Origin of the sequence: Hydrogenophaga sp. (assembly GCF_048549895.1) — a bacterium.
GTDB lineage: Bacteria > Pseudomonadota > Gammaproteobacteria > Burkholderiales > Burkholderiaceae_C > Hydrogenophaga.
This window is the reverse complement of sequence record NZ_JBLYYB010000214.1, coordinates 18,449-37,870: the sequence shown is the minus strand read 5'-3', so window position 1 is coordinate 37,870 and position 19,422 is coordinate 18,449. Positions and strand designations below refer to the sequence as shown.

Annotated in this window: 22 protein-coding genes; 16 read left to right on the top strand and 6 right to left on the bottom strand. The window is 64.7% G+C overall.

Annotated elements, in window-relative coordinates:
• Positions 1–82 precede the first annotated feature (82 nt).
• From ACN4F8_RS20170 to ACN4F8_RS20110, 13 genes are all read left to right on the top strand, one after another.
• On the top strand, positions 83–757 hold the full coding sequence (locus ACN4F8_RS20170) for a YfgM family protein (protein WP_419475202.1): 675 nt from the start codon (positions 83–85) through the stop codon (positions 755–757).
• A gap of 50 nt (positions 758–807) precedes the next feature.
• On the top strand, positions 808–1,899 hold the full coding sequence (gene bamB / locus ACN4F8_RS20165) for an outer membrane protein assembly factor BamB (protein WP_419475226.1): 1,092 nt from the start codon (positions 808–810) through the stop codon (positions 1,897–1,899).
• Between the two features lie 46 nt (positions 1,900–1,945).
• Positions 1,946–3,277: a ribosome biogenesis GTPase Der gene (gene der / locus ACN4F8_RS20160; protein ID WP_419475201.1), complete on the top strand. Its 1,332-nt coding sequence runs from the start codon at positions 1,946–1,948 to the stop codon at positions 3,275–3,277.
• Positions 3,278–3,342: 65 nt separating this feature from the next.
• Entirely contained in the window at positions 3,343–3,612 is a 270-nt protein-coding gene (gene hfq / locus ACN4F8_RS20155) for an RNA chaperone Hfq (protein ID WP_159608665.1), read from the top strand.
• Between the two features lie 127 nt (positions 3,613–3,739).
• Positions 3,740–4,876, top strand: coding sequence for a GTPase HflX (hflX, locus tag ACN4F8_RS20150; protein ID WP_419475225.1), 1,137 nt, complete (start codon positions 3,740–3,742; stop codon positions 4,874–4,876).
• A gap of 47 nt (positions 4,877–4,923) precedes the next feature.
• Positions 4,924–6,318, top strand: a complete 1,395-nt coding sequence (hflK, locus tag ACN4F8_RS20145) for an FtsH protease activity modulator HflK (protein WP_419475200.1) — start codon at positions 4,924–4,926, stop codon at positions 6,316–6,318.
• Between the two features lie 31 nt (positions 6,319–6,349).
• Positions 6,350–7,243, top strand: a complete 894-nt coding sequence (gene hflC, locus ACN4F8_RS20140; RefSeq protein WP_419475199.1) for a protease modulator HflC — start codon at positions 6,350–6,352, stop codon at positions 7,241–7,243.
• Positions 7,244–7,302: 59 nt separating this feature from the next.
• A complete protein-coding gene (locus ACN4F8_RS20135; protein ID WP_419475198.1) occupies positions 7,303–7,485 on the top strand; it encodes a DUF2065 domain-containing protein in 183 nt (60 codons plus the stop codon).
• Positions 7,486–7,603: 118 nt separating this feature from the next.
• On the top strand, positions 7,604–8,797 hold the full coding sequence (locus ACN4F8_RS20130; RefSeq protein WP_419475197.1) for an ATP phosphoribosyltransferase regulatory subunit: 1,194 nt from the start codon (positions 7,604–7,606) through the stop codon (positions 8,795–8,797).
• Positions 8,794–10,182 carry an adenylosuccinate synthase gene (locus ACN4F8_RS20125; RefSeq protein ID WP_419475196.1) on the top strand — a complete coding sequence of 463 codons (1,389 nt, stop codon included), beginning with the start codon at positions 8,794–8,796 and terminating at the stop codon, positions 10,180–10,182. Before ACN4F8_RS20130 ends, ACN4F8_RS20125 begins: the two co-directional genes overlap by 4 nt.
• A gap of 83 nt (positions 10,183–10,265) precedes the next feature.
• Positions 10,266–10,790, top strand: a complete 525-nt coding sequence (locus ACN4F8_RS20120) for a phosphoribosyltransferase (RefSeq protein ID WP_069046616.1) — start codon at positions 10,266–10,268, stop codon at positions 10,788–10,790.
• 5 nt (positions 10,791–10,795) lie between these two features.
• Positions 10,796–11,986 carry a PLP-dependent transferase gene (locus ACN4F8_RS20115; protein ID WP_419475195.1) on the top strand — a complete coding sequence of 397 codons (1,191 nt, stop codon included), beginning with the start codon at positions 10,796–10,798 and terminating at the stop codon, positions 11,984–11,986.
• Between the two features lie 32 nt (positions 11,987–12,018).
• On the top strand, positions 12,019–12,204 hold the full coding sequence (locus tag ACN4F8_RS20110) for a hypothetical protein (RefSeq protein ID WP_419475194.1): 186 nt from the start codon (positions 12,019–12,021) through the stop codon (positions 12,202–12,204).
• A gap of 35 nt (positions 12,205–12,239) precedes the next feature.
• Here the strand turns inward: ACN4F8_RS20110 and mnmH are convergent, their stop codons facing one another.
• Both mnmH and ACN4F8_RS20100 read right to left on the bottom strand, forming a co-directional pair.
• Positions 12,240–13,307 carry a tRNA 2-selenouridine(34) synthase MnmH gene (gene mnmH / locus ACN4F8_RS20105; RefSeq protein WP_419475193.1) on the bottom strand — a complete coding sequence of 356 codons (1,068 nt, stop codon included), beginning with the start codon at positions 13,305–13,307 and terminating at the stop codon, positions 12,240–12,242.
• 6 nt (positions 13,308–13,313) lie between these two features.
• Complete coding sequence (locus tag ACN4F8_RS20100; protein ID WP_419475192.1) at positions 13,314–14,006, bottom strand: arylesterase; 693 nt, start codon at positions 14,004–14,006, stop codon at positions 13,314–13,316.
• On the opposite strand from ACN4F8_RS20100, the gene ACN4F8_RS20095 reads away from it, so the two are divergent.
• The 3 genes from ACN4F8_RS20095 to ACN4F8_RS20085 are packed head-to-tail and all read left to right on the top strand — an operon-like array spanning position 14,005 to position 16,206.
• Complete coding sequence (locus ACN4F8_RS20095; protein ID WP_419475191.1) at positions 14,005–14,703, top strand: ABC transporter ATP-binding protein; 699 nt, start codon at positions 14,005–14,007, stop codon at positions 14,701–14,703. The two genes, ACN4F8_RS20100 and ACN4F8_RS20095, sit on opposite strands and share 2 nt — an antisense overlap.
• A gap of 32 nt (positions 14,704–14,735) precedes the next feature.
• Positions 14,736–15,479: a 23S rRNA (guanosine(2251)-2'-O)-methyltransferase RlmB gene (gene rlmB, locus ACN4F8_RS20090; protein ID WP_419475190.1), complete on the top strand. Its 744-nt coding sequence runs from the start codon at positions 14,736–14,738 to the stop codon at positions 15,477–15,479.
• A gap of 4 nt (positions 15,480–15,483) precedes the next feature.
• Entirely contained in the window at positions 15,484–16,206 is a 723-nt protein-coding gene (locus tag ACN4F8_RS20085; RefSeq protein ID WP_419475189.1) for an SIR2 family NAD-dependent protein deacylase, read from the top strand.
• Positions 16,207–16,224: 18 nt separating this feature from the next.
• On the opposite strand, the gene ACN4F8_RS20080 is transcribed toward ACN4F8_RS20085, so the two are convergent.
• The 4 genes from ACN4F8_RS20080 to ACN4F8_RS20065 are packed head-to-tail and all read right to left on the bottom strand — an operon-like array spanning position 16,225 to position 19,417.
• Positions 16,225–16,824 carry a chromate transporter gene (locus ACN4F8_RS20080; RefSeq protein ID WP_419475188.1) on the bottom strand — a complete coding sequence of 200 codons (600 nt, stop codon included), beginning with the start codon at positions 16,822–16,824 and terminating at the stop codon, positions 16,225–16,227.
• Positions 16,821–17,405, bottom strand: coding sequence for a chromate transporter (locus tag ACN4F8_RS20075; protein WP_419475187.1), 585 nt, complete (start codon positions 17,403–17,405; stop codon positions 16,821–16,823). The genes ACN4F8_RS20080 and ACN4F8_RS20075 overlap by 4 nt, the downstream gene beginning before the upstream one ends.
• Positions 17,398–17,784, bottom strand: coding sequence for a response regulator (locus tag ACN4F8_RS20070; RefSeq protein WP_419475186.1), 387 nt, complete (start codon positions 17,782–17,784; stop codon positions 17,398–17,400). The genes ACN4F8_RS20075 and ACN4F8_RS20070 overlap by 8 nt, the downstream gene beginning before the upstream one ends.
• A gap of 4 nt (positions 17,785–17,788) precedes the next feature.
• On the bottom strand, positions 17,789–19,417 hold the full coding sequence (locus tag ACN4F8_RS20065; RefSeq protein WP_419475185.1) for a sensor histidine kinase: 1,629 nt from the start codon (positions 19,415–19,417) through the stop codon (positions 17,789–17,791).
• Between the last annotated feature and the right edge of the window lie 5 nt (positions 19,418–19,422).

Here is a 19,422-nt window from a genome sequence, read left to right as displayed (position 1 = left end):
GGCCGAGGCAGTGATGCCATGGCCACCCGCCTACAATCGAGCGTTGCGCTCCCGGCGCCCGAACCCGAATCGAATTTGCAGCATGGCCAAACACCTCGACCTCGAAGAGCAGGAACAGCTCGATCAGATCAAACACTTCTGGAGCCAGTACGGCAACCTCATCAGCTGGGTGCTGATCGTGGTGTTCGGATCGTTTGCCGCCTGGAACGGCTGGAACTACTGGCAGCGCACCCAGGCCGCCAAAGCCGCAGCGCTGTACGACGAGGTGGACCGCGCTGCAGTCGCCAAGGACACCGACCGCATGCAGCGCGCGCTGGCCGACATGCAGTCCCGGTTCGCCAGCACCACCTACGCGAGTCAGGCGGCACTGCAGGCGGGCAAGACGCTGTTCGATGCGGGTAAGCTGCCCGAGGCGCGAGCCGCGCTGGCATGGGCCGCTGAAAAATCCTCTGACGACTCCTACAAGGCCGTCGCCCGCTTGCGCCTGGCCGCACTGGACATCGAAGCGCAAGCGTTCGATCAGGCCCTCAAAACGCTGGAAGCACCCGTTCCCAAGCCGTTCGAGCCGCTGGTGGCCGATCGCCGCGGCGATGTGTTCCTGGCCCAGGGCAAAGCCGACGAAGCCAAAGCGCAGTACCAGACCGCCTGGCAGGGCTTGAGTACCCGAACCGAATACCGCCGGCTGATCGAAGTGAAGCTGGCTTCGCTGGGCGTTGATGTGGCCAGCCTGACTCCAACAACCGAGGTGGTCCGTTGAACCCATTCTTGAATTCATGGCAGCGCAGCCTGCGCACCGTTTGCGTGGGTATGCTTGTCGTGGCGGGCCTGGCAGCCTGTTCCTCCGGTCCCAAAAAGCCACAACCCACCGAGCTGCCCCCAGTGGCGGCGCTCATGGGAACGCGATTGGCATGGACGGCCCAGATCGGCGCCGGCACCGAATCCATCACGCCGCTGGTGGCGTCGGGCCGCGTGTTCGTTGCCAGCACCTCCGGCACGGTGGCGGCGCTGGATGGCAACACCGGCCAAGACGTGTGGCGCTTGAATCTCGGAACTCCAATCGCTGCTGGCGTGGGGTCTGATGGGCAGACCGCCGCCGTTGTCACGCGCGAAAACCAGCTTGTGGCGCTGGCCAGTGGGCGCGAGGTGTGGCGTGTGCGATTGCCCGCCCGCGCATTCACGGCCCCGCTGGTCGCCGGTGCGCGCGTGTTCGTGCTCACCGCCGACCGCACCGTCACCGCATTCGACGCCCAGAACGGCGCTCGCCTGTGGACCCAGTCACGCACCGGCGAGCCCCTGGTGCTGAGCCAGAGCGGCGCTTTGCTGGCCGTTGGCGACACGCTCGTGGCCGGTTTGTCGGGGCGGCTGGTCGGCCTCAATCCCGCCAATGGTTCTGTGCGTTGGGAAGCGCCGGTGGCCACCTCACGCGGCACCAACGAGGTGGAGCGCCTGGTGGACATCGTTGGCCCGGTCAGCAGGATTGGCGACAGCGTTTGTGCGCGCGCCTACTCGGCCGCTGTTGGCTGCGTGGACGCCAGCCGTGGCACCGTGGTCTGGTCGCGTGTCGTGCAAGGGACCACCGGTGTTCATGGCGATGATCGCCTGGTCTTCGGCTCCGACGCCGAAGGCCGCTTCCAGGCATGGCAACGCACCTCTGGTGAGCCGGCCTGGGACATCCAGCGCCTGAAGTACCGTGGCCTGAGCGCACCGGTGGCCTTGGGCCGCGTGGTCGCTGTGGGCGACAACACCGGCCTGGTGCACCTGATCTCGCGCGAAGATGGCAGCGAAATGACCCGCCTGAGCACCGACGGTTCGCCAATCCTGGCGGCGCCCGTGCTCGCTGGTGACGCGCTCGTGGTGCAGACCCGTAACGGCGGCGTGTACGCCTGGCGCCCCCAATAGCGGTCACGGTTGAACCGTACCGCCCCCTGAACGAAAGCAGCCTTCCTTGAAACCCGTCATCGCCCTGGTGGGCCGCCCCAATGTGGGCAAGTCCACCCTGTTCAACCGCCTGACGAGTTCTCGCGACGCCATCGTGGCCGACTTTGCCGGCCTCACCCGTGATCGACACTACGGCAATGGCCGCCTCGGTGCACGCGAATACATCGTCATCGACACCGGTGGCTTCGAGCCCGATGCGAACGAGGGCATCTACAAGGAGATGGCCAAGCAGACGCGACAGGCCGTAGCCGAGTCCGATGTTGTGCTGTTTGTGGTCGATGCGCGAGCCGGCATCAGCGCTCAAGACCATGAAATCGCAGGCTACCTGCGGCGCCTGGGCAAGCCTTGTGTGCTCGTGGCCAACAAGGCCGAGGGCATGACCCAGGGCTTGCAGCTGGTTGAATTTTTTGAATTGGGACTGGGCGAAGTGCTGCCGGTTTCGGGCGCGCACGGCCAAGGCGTCCGCTCGATGGTCGAACTGGCGCTCGAGCGCATCCCGGGCTTGCCACCGGAAGACGAAGAAGAGCCAGCACCGGCCGGCGTGATCCGCCTGGCGGTGGCGGGACGGCCCAACGTGGGCAAGTCCACCCTGATCAACGCCTGGTTGGGTGAAGAGCGCCTGGTGGCATTCGACCTGCCAGGCACCACGCGTGACGCCATTTCCGTTCCGTTCGAGCGCAACGGGCAGAAGTTCGAGTTGATCGACACGGCCGGCATTCGCCGCAAGGGCCGGGTGTTTGAAGCGATCGAGAAGTTTTCGGTGGTGAAAACCTTGCAGGCCATCGAAAACGCCCACGTCGTGTTGCTGTTGCTGGACGCCACCCAGGGTGTTACCGATCAGGACGCTCACATTGCCGGCTACATCCTCGAGAGTGGCCGCGCTGTGGTGCTGGCGCTCAACAAGTGGGATGCGGTGGATGCTTACCAGCGCGAGCAGATCGAGCGGCAGATCGAGACCCGTCTGGCCTTTCTGAAGTTTGCCTCGATTCACATGATTTCGGCACAGAAGCGCCAGGGACTCGCGCCGGTGTGGAAATCGATTGTTCAAGCCCAGGCCTCGGCCATGCGCAAGATGTCCACGCCGGTGCTCACGCGTCTGCTGGCGGAGGCGGTACAGTTTCAAGCGCCCACGCGTGGGGGCATGTTCCGTCCAAAAATGCGCTATGCCCACCAAGGCGGCATGAACCCACCGGTGATCGTGATCCACGGCAATTCGCTGGAGCACGTGCCGGATTCGTACAAACGCTTCCTTGAGGGACGCTTTCGCAAGGCCTTCGACCTCGTCGGTACGCCCTTGCGGATCGAGTTCAAGACCTCCGCCAATCCCTTCAAGGAATAGGATTTCCCTCGAAGGCATGAGCAGTACAAACGCTGTGGTATGGTGCCAGCCTTATCAACTTTTTTCTGAACACGGAGCATATCGTGAGCAATAACAAAGGCCAACTTTTGCAAGATCCTTTCTTGAACCAGCTGCGCCGGGAGCATGTTCCCGTGTCGATTTACCTGGTCAACGGCATCAAGTTGCAAGGGCAGATCGAATCGTTTGACCAGTACGTGGTCCTCCTGCGCAACACCGTCACCCAGATGGTTTACAAGCACGCGATCTCCACCATCGTTCCGGGTCGCCCCGTGCAGTTCACCGCAGCCTCTGCGGACGAGCCTGCCGCACCTTGAACGCTTGTTCCCTGAATGCCGGGTCGGTCTCGCGGGGCGACCCGGTGCACAGCGCTCCTGGCGCTGTCATTGAACCGATTTGAAATCTCCTGAAGTTTCTTCCCTCTCCACGCCATCGGTCATTCTGGTGGGAGTGGATTTTGGTACGCCTCACTTCGACGCTCCGCTGGAGGAATTGGGCCTGTTGGCCCAGACTGCGGGCTATGCCGTGGCGGAGCGGGTGACCTGCAAGCGGCGTGCGCCCGACCCAGCCTTGTTTGTGGGCTCCGGAAAGGCCGACGAGATCAAACTGCTGGCCCAATCGACGGGGGCTTCAGAGGTCTTGTTCGACCAATCGCTCAGCCCCGCCCAGCAACGCAATCTTGAGCGTCATCTCGGCATGCCGGTCAATGACCGCACGCTGTTGATTCTGGAGATCTTTGCCCAGCGGGCGCGCAGTCATGAGGGCAAATTGCAGGTGGAGCTTGCCCGGCTTCAATATCTCTCCACCCGCCTGGTGCGGCGCTGGTCGCACCTGGAGCGTCAAAGCGGTGGTATCGGCATGCGCGGTGGTCCTGGCGAAACGCAGATCGAGCTGGACCGCCGCATGATCGGCGAATCGATCAAGCGGACCAAAGAGCGCCTTGAGAAGGTGAAGAAGCAGCGCGCCACCCAGCGCCGCCAGCGCGAGCGCCGCGACACCTTTTCCATCTCGTTGGTGGGGTACACCAACGCCGGCAAGTCTTCGCTGTTCAACGGGTTGGTCAAGGCGCGCGCGTATGCGGCCGATCAGCTCTTTGCCACGCTGGACACGACCACCCGCCAGCTGTATCTGGGCGAGGCGGGTCGGTCCGTGTCCTTGTCGGACACGGTGGGCTTCATCCGGGATCTTCCGCATGGTCTGGTCGATGCCTTTGCTGCCACCTTGCAAGAAGCCGCCGACGCCGACCTGCTGCTGCACATCGTCGACGCATCCAACCCCTCGCACCCGGAGCAGATTGCCTCCGTGATGGGCGTGCTCAAGGACATCGGTGCCGATCAGGTCCCGCAGATCCTGGTGTTCAACAAGCTCGATGCGATGGACGAAGCGAACCTTCCGAAGGTTCTGAGTGATCAGATGGAACTGGATGGTCAACCGGTGGCTCGTATTTACGTGAGCGCGAAAACAGGTGAGGGATTGCCGGCCTTGCGAGCGCTTCTGGCTGCGCAGGTCACAAACCTCAAAGGTGGGCAAGGCCCCATGACCCCGGGGGCGTTCCCTGAAATGGAAAGTCCGGTGTCCTGATTGGGCACAATGTGATGGTTTTTGAATCGACAAAAAGTTGGCAACACATGGATGTGAATCTGCAAACCCCCGCCCGCGCTGAGCAGTCAGGCCCAAGCTCCAAACCTCGACGGGGTGTGAGCAAGTTGCTGGGCATGTTCAACCTGAACGATCCACGCTGGGGTCGGGGTGACGACGCATCCCGCAACGAGGGATCCAAAGACGGCCAGGAACCCGAGCGCAACGACGACAACCGGACGCCGCAGCGTCCACGAGGTCAGGGACCCAATCAGGGTCCGCCGGATCTCGACGAACTGTGGCGCGACTTCAACCGCAAGCTGGGCGGCCTTCTGGGCAAAAAAGGCGGTGGTCAGGGTGGTGGAAACGGCTCTGGCGGCGGCGGCATGCCCAATTTCAACCCCAGCCCCAAGACCACCGGCATCGGGGCGGGCCTCATTGTTGGCGTGGCGGCGCTGATCTGGCTGGGCACCGGCTTCTTCATCGTGCAGGAAGGCCAGCAGGCCGTCATCACACAGTTCGGCAAGTACAACAGCACGGTGGGGGCCGGTTTCAACTGGCGTCTGCCGTACCCGGTTCAACGCCACGAAACGGTGTTCGTCACGCAGATCCGCTCTGTTGATGTGGGCCGCGACAATCTTGTGCCTGCTACCGGCCTGCGGGAGTCGGCCATGCTGACGGAAGACGAAAACATCGTCGAGATCAAATTCGCGGTGCAGTACCGCCTCAATGACGCCCGCGCTTTCCTGTTCGAGAGCCGCGACCCGGATGCCTCGGTTGTCAAAGCGGCCGAGACAGCGGTGCGTGAGGTGGTCGGCAAGATGAAGATGGATGCGGCGCTGGCCGAAGAACGCGACCAGATTGCGCCGCGCGTGCGCGCACTCATGCAAACCATCCTCGACCGCTACAAGGTGGGTATCGAGGTGGTGGGCATCAACCTGCAGCAGGGCGGTGTCCGTCCGCCCGAGCAGGTGCAGGCGTCCTTTGACGATGTGCTCAAGGCCGGCCAGGAGCGCGAGCGTGCCAAGAACGAAGCCGAGGCCTACGCCAACGACGTGGTGCCCAGGGCTCGTGGTGCGGCCTCCCGTCTGACCGAAGAAGCAGAGGGTTACCGTGCACGCATCGTCGCGCAGGCAGAAGGTGATTCGCAGCGCTTCCGTTCGGTGCTCACCGAGTACCAGAAGGCGCCGCAGGTCACCCGCGAGCGCATGTACACCGACGCCATGCAGGAGATCTACAGCAACGTGACCAAGGTGCTGGTGGATTCCAAGGCTGGCAACAACCTGCTGTATTTGCCGCTGGACAAGATCATGCAGATGACGGTCCAGTCGCCCTCTGCCACGCCTGCAACCGTCACGCCTCCAGCCAGTGCGGGTCCTGCATCCACGCCGGCCAGCCGCAGCCTGGACAACGCAGCCCGCTCGCGCGAGCGCGAAAGCCGTTGAACGCAGCACACGAGACCAAAGAGCAACGCACATGAACAAATTGGGTTTCATCCTCACCAGCCTCGTTGTGGCGCTGGCCATCGCCAGTTCCATGCTGTTCGTGGTCGACCAGCGCCAGTTCGGCGTGGTCTTCCAGTTGGGTCAGATCAAGCAGGTCGTGACAGAGCCGGGCCTGAACTTCAAGCTGCCGCCACCGTTCCAGAACGTGTCCTACATCGACAAGCGCCTGCTCACCCTGGAGAGCACCGACACCGAGCCGACGCTCACCGCTGAAAAGCAGCGCGTGGTGATCGACTGGTACGTGCGCTGGCGCATCGCCGAGCCGCAGGAGTACATCCGCAACGTCGGGGTCACCGAGCGTGCAGGCGCTCTGCAACTCAACCGGGTGGTGCGCAACTCGTTCCAGCAGGAAGTGAACAAGCGCACCGTCAACGAACTGCTGTCGACCCGCCGCGAGGAGTTGATGGCCGATGTGAAGCGTGAAGTGCTCGCGGCTGTGCGAAGCGCAGACAAGCCATGGGGCATGGACGTGGTGGACGTGCGGATCACCCGCGTTGACTACGCCGAGAGCATCACCGCTTCCGTCTACCAGCGGATGGAAGCCGAGCGCAAGCGCGTGGCCAACGAGCTGCGATCCACCGGTTTTGCCGAGGGCGAGAAGATTCGTGCGGACGCCGACCGCCAGCGTGAAGTGATCGTGTCCGAGGCTTACCGCGACGCGCAGCTCATCAAGGGTGAGGGCGATGCCAAGGCCGCTGCGTCGTTCTCCGATGCATTCGGTCGCGACCCGGCATTTGCCCAGTTCTACCGCAGCCTGGAAGCCTACAAGTCGAGCTTCGCCAGCAAGTCCGACGTGGTGGTGGTCGACCCTTCGTCCGACTTCTTCAAGTCGCTGCGCAGCAGCAATCTGGCACCGAGCCGGTGAGCCGAATGACGCGCAGCGTCTGTATTTTTCGCCAGCGCTGAGCGCGCGGCCAGCGCGGCGTGGACGCGATCTGGATCGCACTGGCGCTCGTGCTGGTGTTTGAGGGCATCCTGCCCTTGGTGGCGCCGCGCTTGTGGCGCCGGGTCTTCTCTGAAATGCTCGGCCTGCGCGACGGACAGCTGCGTTTCTTCGGTCTGATCTGCGTGGCCATCGGCGTGTTGATGGTCTGGCTGCTCGGCTGATTTTTTCTGGTCAGGCGGGCGTTGGATTCGCCCGCTCCCGGCACCTTGCGCGGTCACCGGGCGGATACCCTGCCGCACCCCGGTAAAATCGCGGTTTTAACAGCTCCTGAAAATGCCCATGTCTGCCTGGGTCCTCCCGGATCACATAGCCGATGTCTTGCCTTCCGAGGCCCGCCACATCGAAGAATTGCGCAGGAGCTTGCTCGATACAGCCCGTGGCCATGGCTACGAGCTCGTCATGCCGCCCCTGCTGGAGCATCTTGAATCGCTGCTCACCGGCACCGGCGAAGCACTCGACCTGCAAACCTTCAAACTCGTGGACCAGTTGTCCGGCCGCACGCTGGGCCTGCGCGCCGACAGCACGCCGCAGGTGGCGCGCATCGACGCGCACCTGCTCAACCGCCAGGGCGTGGCGCGCCTGAGTTACTGCGGCCCGGTGGTGCACACCCGCATCGACCGTCCGCTGGCGAGCCGCGAACCGCTGCAGTTCGGCGCCGAAATCTACGGACACGCCGGTCTGGAGGCCGACCTCGAAGTGATCGAGCTCGCGCAAGCCTGCCTGCGCGTGGCTGGTGTGAAGGGCCTGCAGCTCGACATGGCCGATGTGCGCGTGATCGACGCCGTGCTCGCGCCGGTGACGCTGTCCGCGCCGCAGGAGGCCCGCATCCACGCCGCACTCAACGCCAAGGACGTGGCCGAACTCCAGGTGCTCGCGCGCGACCTGCCGGCCGACGTGCGCCGCGATCTGTGCGCGCTGCCGCGCCTCTTCGGTGATGTGGCCGTGCTCGACGAAGCGAAGCTCGCGCTGCAGGCGTCGCCCGCTTTGCACGCCGCGCTGGACAACCTGCGCTGGCTCGCCTCGCACGCGCAGGACATGGCAGTGTCGATCGATCTGGCGGACCTGCGCGGCTACGCTTACTACACCGGCATGCGCTTCGCCCTGTTTGCGCAGGCGGGGCAGGGCAGTGCGGGGCAGTCGCTGGAATTGGCCAGGGGTGGTCGCTACGACGAGGTGGGCGCCGTGTTCGGCCGCAACCGCCCGGCGGTGGGCTTCAGCCTGGACCTCAAGGAACTCGTGGCCGCCGTGGCGCCACGGTCCCTGGTGGCCGCGATCCGCGCGCCCTGGGGCATGGACGCCAGCCTGCGCAACGCCGTGGCCGGCCTGCGATCGCAGGGCCACACGGTGGTGTGCGTGTTGCCCGGCCACGAACACGAAGTCGACGAATTCCATTGCGACCGCGAACTGGTGCCGGATGCGGCGCAGGCGGGCACATGGACAGTGAAGAACATTCAAACGGAAATCAGCCAATGACGAACAGCAGCAGCGCCGTGACACCCGGTCGCAACGTGGTGGTGGTGGGGACCCAGTGGGGCGACGAGGGCAAAGGCAAACTGGTTGACTGGCTGACCGAAACCGCCACCGGTGTGGTGCGTTTCCAGGGCGGCCACAACGCCGGCCACACACTGGTCATCAATGGCGTGAAAACCGCGCTCCACCTCATCCCCAGCGGCATCATGCGCGCCGGCGTCAAGTGTTACATCGGCAACGGCGTGGTGCTCTCGGTGGGCAAGCTGTTTGAAGAGATTGCAGGCCTCGAGAAGGCCGGTGTCGAAGTGCGTTCGCGCCTGCGCGTGAGCGAAGGCTGCCCGCTGATCCTGCCGTTCCACGCCGCGATCGATATCGCGCGCGAAGCCGCCAAGGTCAAGGCTGGCACCGAGAAGATCGGCACCACCGGCCGCGGCATCGGCCCGGCCTACGAAGACAAGATCGCGCGCCGCGCACTGCGCGTGCAGGACCTGCGTTACCCCGAGCGCTTCGCCGCCAAGTTGCGCGAGCTGCTCGATCTGCACAACCACCTGCTCACCAGCTACCTGCACTCGGCCGACATGGTCTGGGACGAGAAGATCGCCGCCTACATGAAAGACGGCGCGATCCAGTTCGAGCCGGTGTACGCCGAAGCCATGCAACAGGCCGAACTGCTCAAGCCCATGATCGCCGACGTGTCGCGCGAGCTCAACGAGGCCCACAAGGCCGGTGCCAACCTGCTGTTTGAAGGCGCACAGGGCACGCTGCTCGACATCGACCACGGCACCTACCCCTTCGTCACGTCGAGCAACTGCGTGGCGGGCAACGCTGCGGCGGGCTCCGGCGTTGGCCCCGGCCTGCTGCACTATGTGCTGGGCATCACCAAGGCCTACTGCACCCGCGTGGGTGGTGGCCCGTTCCCGACCGAACTCGACTGGGAAAGAGAAGGCACACCGGGCTGGCACATGGCCACCGTGGGTGCTGAGAAGGGCGTGACCACCGGGCGCAGCCGCCGCTGTGGCTGGTTCGACGCCGCGCTGCTCAAACGCTCGGCGCAGGTCAATGGCCTCACCGGTCTGTGCATCACCAAGCTCGACGTGCTCGACGGCCTGACCGAACTCAAGCTCTGCACCGGTTACGAACTCGATGGTGAAACCATCGACATTCTGCCGCTGGGCGCCGAAGACATCGCGCGTTGCACGCCGATCTACGAAACCCTGCCCGGCTGGAGCGATTCGTCGGCGGGAGTGACCCAGTACGACAAGTTGCCCGAGAACGCGCGCCGTTATCTGCAGCGCATTCAGGAAACCACCGGTGTGCCGATCCACGTGGTGTCGACCAGCCCCGACCGCGACCACACCATCCTGCTGCACCACCCTTATCACGGTTAAGCACGGCTGAGCGGTGCATTTGCGGCCTCCCCCGGCCGTGCACCGTGCAAGAATCCCGACCGATACCCCCACCCGGAGTCCGCATGCTCACCGAAGACGGCAAACACCTCTACGTCTCCTACGACGAGTACCACAACCTGATCGAGAAGCTCGCGCTCAGGGTGCACCAGTCCGGCTGGGAATTCGACACCATCCTGTGCCTGGCGCGCGGCGGCATGCGCCCCGGCGACATCCTCTCGCGCATCTTCGACAAGCCCCTGGCCATCATGTCGACCAGCTCTTACCGCGCCGCTGCCGGCACCCAGCAGGGCAACCTGGACATCGCGCGCTACATCACCACGCCCAAAGGCGAAATCGCCGGCAAGGTGCTGCTGGTGGACGATCTTGCCGATTCCGGTCACACGCTCAAGGCGGTGATCGACATGCTCAAGAACAACTACGCGCCCATCACCGAGATGCGCAGCGCGGTGATCTGGACCAAACAGCTCTCGGCCTTCACGCCCGACTATTCGGTGGAGTTCCTGCCGACCAATCCGTGGATCCACCAGCCTTTTGAAGGCTACGACAGCATGCGTCCCGCCCAACTGCTGGAAAAATGGAAACTGTGAACTGAATGAAAGACCTGTCCACCCGCCTGATCCACCACCCCTACAAACCCCCCGAGGGTTTCGAGGCGGTGGCGCCGGGTGTGCACAAGGCATCCACCGTCTTCTTCCCCAACGTCCAGGCGCTGCGCACCTACGACTGGAAAGACAAGAGCGGCTACACCTACGGCCTGCACGGCACGCCGACCACCTTCACGCTGGAAGAGCGCATCGCCACCATCGAAGGCGGTCAACACTGCGTGCTGGTGCCCAGCGGCCTGTCGGCCGTGGCGCTGGTCGACATGGCCTTTCTGCGCAGCGGCGACGAGGTGCTGATCCCCGACAACGCCTATGGCCCCGGCAAATCCTTCGCTGCGGTCGAACTTGCTGCCTGGGGTATCACCCACCGCTTTTTCGACGCCATGGACCCCGACGACCTGGCGCGGCAGCTTTCGCCCGCCACGCGCCTGGTCTGGCTGGAAGCGCCGGGCTCCATCACGCTGGAGTTCCCCGATCTCCCCGCGCTCGTGGCCCGTGTGCAGCAGGCCAACCAGGGCCGCACCGGCCAGCGGGACATCGTCACCGTGCTCGACAACACCTGGGGCGCAGGCATCGCCTTCAACGCGTTTGATCTTGGCGTGGACATTTCCATGCAGGCGCTCACCAAATACCCCAGCGGTGGTGCCGATGTGTTGATGGGCTCGGTGGTCACGCGCGATGAGTCCTTGCACCGCCAGGTGCTGCTCACCCACATGCGCCTGGGCCTGGCCGTGGCCGCCAACGACGCCGAACTGGTGCTGCGCAACCTGCCGACCATGGCGCTGCGCTACCAGGCGCAAGACGCCAGCACCCGTGCATTGGCCGAGTGGATGCAGGCACAACCCGGCGTCGTGCAGGTGCTGCACCCGGCCTTGCCCGACTCACCAGGCCACGCCACCTGGAAGCGCGATGCCACAGCGGCGGCCTGCCTGTTCAGCGCCGTGTTTGACCCTGCCATCCCGCAGTCGCGCATCGACGCGTTTTGCGACAGCCTCCAGCTCTTTCGCCTGGGCTGGAGCTGGGCCGGCCCCATCAGCCTGTGCGCCCCCTACGACATGGCCTCCATTCGCACGAGAGCCTGGCCGCACGCCGGTGGTCTGGTACGCTTTGCGGTCGGTCTGGAATCCGTGCACGATCTGCGTGCCGACCTTGCACAGGCCCTGGGCGCCTTGCAAGCCTGACCCCTTCGTTTCAACAGACCTGAAAGACTGATTTGGCTACTCCCAACTACGGATACGAAAAACGCCAGCGCGAGCTTGCCAAGAAGAAAAAGAAAGAGGAAAAGCTCAAGGCCAAAGCCGAAGGCCGCCGCCACGACGACACGGATGCGCCGGAAGAGCCGGACGCCGATGCACCGGACGGCGCGGCGGGCGGCGACGGCGCTGGCGCAGGCAACTGACGCTCAAGCGCTTGCCAGTGGCCTGGGCCCCGCGCTCAGGCCGTGTTTTCGCTGGCGATCAAGGATCGCGCAGCCTCGTTCAGTGAATCGGCTGAACGGTCCCGCAGCTCACAGGGCAGGGCCTGCGGAAATTGTTTGAAGTTGCGCCCGATGGACTGGGCGTACATGGGGTCGTAGTGGCGGGTCAGCAGCTCCAGCACCACCTCTGGTGTCTGACCACCCTTCACCTTCTCGACCCAGCCCGACACCACCTCTTTGCCACGCAACTCGGTCAGCGCTTCCAGACGTGAGCAAAACGAAGCCGGGTCTTTCACGAAGAAGTCGTAGTCTTCCAGCAGCAGCGCCACACGCTCTTCGTCCGCCAGGCGCAGGTCGATGCAGGGGCTGGCGCGCATCGCGTCAATGAGTGCGTCGGGCACGCGCACATTGCCCACCTTCTTGCTTTCGCTCTCCACGTACACCACGCGCGTCGGGTCAAAGCTGCGCAGGGCAGACCACACCATCGAATCAAAGCGCTTCTGGCTCGGCTGTGGCTGGCCCGGAATGTGACCCAGCACCGAGCTGCGGTGGCTGGCCAGGGCTTCCAGATCGAGCACCTGCGCACCCTGCGCGGCCAGCGCCTGCAGCAGGCGCGTCTTGCCGCTGCCGGTGGGGCCGCAGACGACGCGGTAGTGCAGGCGCTCGGCCAGCGCCGGCAGCGACTCCACCAGCGCCGCGCGCCAGGCCTTGTAGCCGCCTTCGACCAGGGTCACATGAAAACCGATGGCGCCCAGGATGGTGGCCAGCGCGCCGCTGCGGTTGCCGCCGCGCCAGCAGTACACCAGCGGCTTCCAGGTGCGGGGTTTGTCGATCACCTCGCGTTCGATGTGGGCCGCGATGTTGCGCGCCGACAAGGCCGCACCGCGCTTTTTGGCCTCGAACGGGTTGACCTGCTTGTACATCGTGCCGATGGTGATGCGCTCTTCGTTGTTGAGCGTGGGCCAGTTCACCGCGCCCGGCACATGGTCGAGCGCGTGCTCGTCTTCGGTGCGGGCGTCGATGATCAGGTCGAATTCGGCCAGGCGGCTCAGCGCCTCGGTGGCATTCAGGGTGTGGACGGGCATGCCCGATTATCGGCGCGCGATCAGTTGGCGAAGTTCGGGCCACACGTTGTCGCGCATGGTGGGCTGGGCAGACTCGTTGGGGTGGATGCGGTCGTTCTGGAACAGCGCGGTCGGGTCCTTGGTGTCGGCCACACCCTTCAGAAAGAACGGCACCAACGCCGTCTTCTCGGCCTTGGCCACGGTGGTGAACACCTCACGGAATTCCTGCGCGTACTTGGCGCCGTAGTTCGGCGGCATCTCCATGCCCAGCAGCAGCACCTGCGCGCCCGCTTCGCGAGACAGCCGCGCCATGGTGGCGATGTTCTCGCGCGTGCCGGTCAGCGGCAGGCCGCGCAGGGCGTCGTTGCCGCCGAGCTCGATCACCACCCACTTGGGCTTGTGCTGCTTGAGCAGTGCTGCGATGCGCGAACGCCCACCCGAGGTGGTGTCGCCGCTGATGCTGGCGTTGACCACACGTGCCTTCACTTTTTCTTTGACCATGGTTTCGCTCAACAGGGCCACCCAGCCGGTGCCGCGCTTGAGGCCGTATTCGGCGCTGAGCGAGTCGCCCACCACCAGAACCACCGGCAGGTTGCCGCTCGCGGCCTGTGCGGGTGTCTGCGCCAGTGCGGTGCCCAAAGACCCCGCAGCGGCGAGCGCGCACACGCTGCAGACCAGCGCGTTAAAGTGACGGCGTTTCAACTTGAGAAGTCCTTCCATGTCCGATGTGATGATTGCGGTCCAGCATGTGTTCAAGTCGGTCACCGACTCCACCGGGTCGCTGACCATTCTGCGCGATATCGATTTCACCCTGAACAAAGGGGAGACCGCTGCGATCGTGGGTGCGTCCGGGTCGGGCAAGAGCACGCTGCTGTCCATCGTGGCCGGGTTGGACACACCCACCAGCGGCACAGTTCACATCGATGGCGTCGATTTGTTCGCCATGGACGAAGACCAGCGCGCCGCGCTGCGTTCGCAAAAGGTTGGTTTTGTGTTCCAGAGCTTCCAGTTGCTGGGCAACCTCACCGCGCTGGAGAACGTGATGCTGCCGCTGGAACTGGCCGGCCGGCGCGACGCACGCGCCACCGCCACCCACATGCTGCAACGCGTGGGCCTGGGCGAACGGCTCTCCAGCTACCCCAAGGTGCTCTCGGGCGGCGAACAGCAGCGCGTGGCGCTGGCGCGCGCTTTCGTGGTGCAGCCTGCTGTGTTGCTGGCCGACGAGCCCACCGGCAGCCTGGACTTCGCCACCGGCGGCAAGATCATGGAACTCATGTTCGACCTGAACCGGGAGCAAGGCACCACGCTTGTGCTGGTCACGCACGACCGCGGCATCGCCCAGCGCTGTGAACGGCGCATCACCATCGAGGCCGGGCAGGTGGTGCCCGAAGTGAAAGAGGCTGCGGCCATCGCCTGAGACTGCCCGCGCCCGGAGGGGATAATCCGGGTATGTCTTCCCCCAAAGTGCTTTTCGGCTTTCACGCCGTGGGCGTGCGCCTGAAAACCGCGCCGCAATCCATCATCGAGATCTACTACGAGCCCACGCGCCGCGACGCGCGCATGCGGCAGTTTCTCGACAAGGCCCGCGAGGCCAACGCCCGCCTGATCGAGGCCGACGGCCTGCGCATCGCCAAGCTCGCCGGCAGCCACGGCCACCAGGGTGTGGCCGCGCGCGTGGAGGAGATCAAGCAGGTGCATTCGCTCGACGAATTGCTGGAGCAGCTGGAGGCCACCGGCGTGCCGCCCTTGCTGCTGGTGCTCGACGGCATCACCGACCCGCACAACCTCGGCGCCTGCCTGCGGGTGGCCGACGGCGCCGGCGCCCACGCCGTGATCGCACCCAAGGACCACGCCGCCGGCATCAACGCCACCGTGGCCAAGGTGGCCAGCGGCGCAGCCGAGACCATGCCGTACTTCATGGTGACCAACCTGGCTCGCACGCTGGGCGAACTCAAGGAACGCAACATCTGGGTCATCGGCACCAGCGACGACGCACCGAAGACGCTCTACCAGGTGGAACTCAAAGGCCCTGTGGCGCTGGTGCTCGGTGCCGAAGGCGCGGGCATGCGCCAGCTCACCCGCAAGACCTGCGACGAACTGGTGAGCATTCCCATGGCCGGCGCAGTGGAAAGCCTGAACGTGTCGGTGGCCAGTGGTGTGTGTTTGTACGAGGCGCTGCGACAGCGAAGCTGAAGCCATGCTGGAGACGGTGCGCGGCTGGATCGGCGAAGCGCGCCACATTGCGGTGCTCACCGGCGCGGGCATGAGCGCCGAATCCGGTGTGCCGACGTTTCGAGATGCGCAAACTGGTTTGTGGTCGCAATTCAACCCGCAAGACCTGGCCACCGAAGCCGCGTTTCGCGCCCACCCCCAGCGTGTGTGGGATTGGTATGCCCATCGTCGGGAGATGATCGCCGCCGTGCAACCCAATGCGGGGCATGTGTCGCTTGCCAGTTTTGCCCAACGACATCCTGGCCGCCTGACCCTCATCACCCAGAACGTGGATGGTCTGCACCAGCTCGCAGGGCAGAGCGATGCACTGGCGCTGCACGGCAACATCGCGGAGGACCAGTGGCTGGATTCGCCACGCAGCTGCTGCAGCAAGGAAACCATCGAGGCGGGTCGTCCGCCGCACTGCCCTGTGTGCGGCAACCTGCGCCGTCCTGCGGTGGTGTGGTTCGGTGAAAGTCTGCCGGCCGCTGCACTTGAGACCGCTGAACATGCTGCCTGTCATTGCGATCTGATGCTGGTCATCGGGACTTCGGGTGAGGTCTATCCCGCAGCGGGTCTGGCCTTCACGGCACACCAGAGCGGTGCTCGCGTGGTCGTCATCAACCCCGAACCCACACCGCTTGACGTGGTGGCCGACCTGTGTCTGCGAGCGTCAGCGGCGGTGTTTCTGCCCTCATTGCTGGCTTAGCTCCTCAGGTACTGCGGCTCAGACCCAGCCCAAGGCCCCCAACACCGCCCCCGCCCCAATCATCCAAAGCAGGTGAATCTTCGTGCGCCACACCAGCAAGGTCGCCACCGCCGTCAGCAGCCACAGCGGCCAGTCCCGTTCCGGGTGGTCGTGGGAGCCGGTGAGCAGCCAGCCGGTGGCGATCAGGAGGGCGATCACGATCGGGGCCATGCCGGTCTTGAAGGCACGCACGGCGCGCAGTTCGCGGTTGTTGTGGGCCCAGCGGGTGGCGGTGTAGGTCAGCACGGACGAGGGCAACATGATGGCCACCATGGTGACCAACACGCCCAACAAGGCAAGTGACCAGGCTGCCCAGCCGGCGCCAGGGCCACCGCCGGCGTTGAGGCCCACGTTCCAGCCGAGCAGGGCGACAAACAAGACGTTGGGGCCCGGTGCGGCTTGCGACAGTGCGATCGACGAGGTGAACTGCGCTTCGCTGAGCCAGCCGTTCTGGTAGACCAGATAGCGGTGCATGTCGGGCGCGGTGGTGATGGCGCCGCCCACACCCAGCAACGACAGCGACGCGAAGTGGGTGAACAGGTCGAGCCAGTTCGCCGCATCCGGCGTCATGGCGGTCATGCTTGTGGTTCCTCGTTGCGCTTGAGCACGCGGTAGGCCCACACACAGGCTGCGCCGCCAATGCCCAGCAGCACCCAGAGCAGCGGCCAGCGCAGCAGCCCGATGGCGATGAAGGTGAGCACGGCCAGGCCGATGCACACGGTCATGCCCATGGCGTTTTTGTCGAGCGCGGCGATGAGTTTGATGCCGGTGGCGGTGATGAGACCGGCCGCCACAGCGCCCATGCCGCGCAGCGCGTTTTGCGCCATGGGTTGCTCGGCCACGCTGCCGTAGAGCACCGCCAGCAGCAGCACGATCACCAGCGGCGCGGTCAGCATGCCGGCCAGCGCGGCGAGTGCGCCCGGCAGGCCGAAGTAGCGCCCACCGATCATCATGGAGAGGTTGACGACGTTGGGGCCCGGCATGATCTGCGCCACCGCCCAGTCTTCGACGAATTGCTCGCGCGTCATCCAGCGCTTTTTCTCCACCAGCTCGCGTTGCACCACGGCCAGCACACCGCCAAAACCTTGCAGTGCCAGCCAGGTGAAGGAGAGGAAGAGGTCGGTTTTGGATCGGGGTTGGGCGGGGGTGTCTTCAGCCACGCTGCAGCATGTCCCGAACGGCGTCCACCAGCAAGGGTTTGGTGACGAATCCCTGGATGACGGGAATTTCGCCCACCCGATCGCGGTCTTTTGGTGATCCCGATGACGTGAGCATCACCAGCACCACCGTGGGCTTGCCGGTCAGCAGCGGTGTGGCCTCGATCGCAAACTCAAAGCCGTCCATCAACGGCATGTTGATGTCGAGGTAGATGCAGGTGGGCACAGACAGCGGATCGGTCTTGAGGTAGGCCAGCGCGTCGATGCCGCTTTCAAAGATCAGCACGTCACCGGTGAAGCCGGCGCGGCGGATCATGATCTCGTGGAAGACGTTGTCGGCTTCGTTGTCGTCGATCAGGATGAAACGCTCGGGTGCGGTCATGGTGTCATTCCAGGTGGGGTGCTGCTGGGGCGGCGGGCAGGTGAAGTGTGAAGCGGCTGCCTTCGCCCGGCACCGATTGCACGCTCATGTGACCGCCGTGCAGTTGGGCAATGCGGCGGCAGATGGACAAACCCAGGCCCGTGCCTTCGTAGTGCTTGCGCGTGTGCAGGCGTTTGAACATGTCGAAGATGTCGTGCTGATGGTCTGTCGCGATGCCGATGCCGTTGTCGCTCACATGAATCCGGTGGCCGCCATCGACCTGTTCGACCGTTGTGTGAACCACGGGAGGCACGCCGCGGCGCGAGAACTTCAGACCGTTGGAGGCGAGATTTTTCAGAACGATGCGCAGCAGCGATTCGTCGGCCATCACCGTTGGCTGGGGGTGGTAGTCGAGGCGGCCGTCCATGCGTGAGATGGCTGGAGCCAGATCCACTTCGATCTGCTGCATCAAACGGCTGACCTCCACGGGGCGGAGCTGCACGGTGCGGCTGTCCAGGCGCACGAAATGCAGCAGGTCGTCGAGCAGGAAGCTCATGCGCTGACCACCCGACTGCACGAACGAGAGGTAGCGCCGGGCGGAGGGCGAGAGTTCCTCCTGGTGGTCGGTGACCAGCAGGGAGGCGAAGTTGTTGACGGTATTGATCGGTTCGCGAAGATCGTGCGAAATGATGTGGATGAAGCGCTCCTGCTCCATCGTTCGTTGTTCGAGCAGGGCCACCGTCTGCTGTAGCTGGGCTTCGCGGGCCCGGGTTTCCTGCACGTCCTGCGCTCGCATCACCGCTCCGGTGATCTCGCCCCGGGCATTGCGCACGGGCAGCAAGGCCACCTCCACGTGGCGGGAGCCGCGCGCGGGAAAGTCCGTCTTGCGGGTGTACGAAACCGACTCGCCCGCCAGTGCGCGCGCCAGCTGGGGTTGGATGATGTTTCGGAACGCATCGTCGCCCACACGTTCGGCGATGTGGCGCCCGATGATGTCTTCACGCGTGCCGCCCCAGTAAGCGAGGTAGGTGTCGTTGACGTGCTGGATGAGGTAGTTTGGATCGATGTAGACCTGCAGGTCCAGCCCCGCAATGGCCATGGCGGTAAGCTCTTCGTGCTGCAGTCGCCAGGCTTCGCTGGTGCGGGTGGCTTCTGCCATGCGCACCGATTCGTGTTCGAGCAGGCTGACGACGAGGCTGGCCAGGCGGCGCAAGGCGTCGAGCTGGTCGGCCTGCAGGGTTCGGGCCTTGGAGTCGACCACACACACGGTGCCGAGTGCGAAGCCGTCGTGCGTGACGATGGGTGCGCCGGCGTAGAAGCGCACGTCGGGAGCGCCGGCCACGAAAGGGTGGTCGTTGAACCGGGAGTCATGGCTGAGGTTCTCGACAACCATGACGTTGTCGGGCTCCAGGATGGCGTGCGAGCAGAAGGCCAACTCGCGGGGAATTTCTGGTTCGTCAATGCCGATGCGCGATTTGAACCACTGCCGGTTCTGGTCGATCAACGTGATGAGCGCCACGGGTGTGCCGCAGATCAGTTGCGCCAACGCGGAGATGTCGTCGAACGCCTTTTGTGGCAGTGTGTCGAGGACGTTCAGACCGTGGAGTCTGGACAGGCGTTGGGCCTCGTTGGCGGGGAGTGGGGGGGTCTGCATGGTGC